The following is a 1,003-nucleotide window of genomic DNA, read 5'->3' as shown; positions in this document are numbered from 1 at the left end:
CTGGCAAAAAATGGGGCTGCCAGTGACGCGCCAAGATATTATTAACTGGCAGACTAAATCCACAGAATACTACTTAGAGCCGCTTTATCAATTGCTTAAAGAAAAGCTGCTAGAGCAAAAGTTCTTGCATGCAGATGAAACCACTTATCGCGTCTTGGAAAGTGAGACAGTAAAAACTTTTTATTGGACTTTTTTGTCTGATAAGCAGGCGGAAAAACCAATTACTCTATATCATCATGATCCACATCGCAGTGGTCAAGTAGTAACTAGTTTCTTAGGCAATTATAGTGGCTTCTTGCATTGCGATATGTGGCAGGCATACGGTCAATTGGTCCAAGCTACCTTAGTTGGCTGCTGGGCTCATGTCAGAAGAAAATTTTTCGAAGCCGTTCCGCCTGAAGCCTCAAACAAGTCAATATCTAATCAAGGCGTACGTTATTGTGATAGAATGTTTGCCCTAGAAAAGGACTGGGAAAACCTATCTAACCAAGAGCGTCTACAGCTACGTCAGAAGAAACTAGCCCCACTCATGGAAGAGTTCTTTGACTGGTGTCGTAAACATAAAGCAATGACTCTGCCTAATTCCAAGTTGGGAAAAGCCTTCGCTTACACTTTGAATCATGAAACAACATTCAAGCATGTTTTATTAGATGGCCGACTGGTTTTATCCAACAATTTAGCTGAGCGGGCAATCAAGACGCTAGTTATTGGGCGCAAGAACTGGTTATTCTCTCAGAGTCTTAACGGAGCGAAATCTTCAGCTATCATTCTTAGTTTGATTGAAACTGCTAAACGCAATGATTTAGATCCAGAAAAATATCTAAAATATTTGCTCTATAAATTACCCAATGAATCAACTCTGACAGACAAAGAAGCACTGTCGGCTTATTTGCCATGGACAAAGCAAGTGCAGGCAAGCTGCAGATAAATTTTGAATATAATTAACCCCATCTTAGCACAAGCCAAGGTGGGGTTTTAAGATACTTCAGTTTTTTACGCTTAC

1 protein-coding gene is annotated in these 1,003 nt (G+C 40.5%); it reads left to right on the top strand.

Going from position 1 to position 1,003, the window contains the following annotated elements:
• Nucleotides 1-928 (top strand): IS66 family transposase (gene tnpC, locus EJK17_RS11310; RefSeq protein WP_127796439.1); only part of this gene is annotated, 928 nt, incomplete at its 5' end.
• Between the last annotated feature and the right edge of the window lie 75 nt (nucleotides 929-1,003).

The sequence above is a fragment of the Lactobacillus xujianguonis genome, assembly GCF_004009905.1.
Taxonomy (GTDB): domain Bacteria; phylum Bacillota; class Bacilli; order Lactobacillales; family Lactobacillaceae; genus Lactobacillus; species Lactobacillus xujianguonis.
The sequence above is the reverse complement of the archived record's forward strand: the minus strand, read 5'-3'. Positions and strand labels throughout refer to the sequence as shown.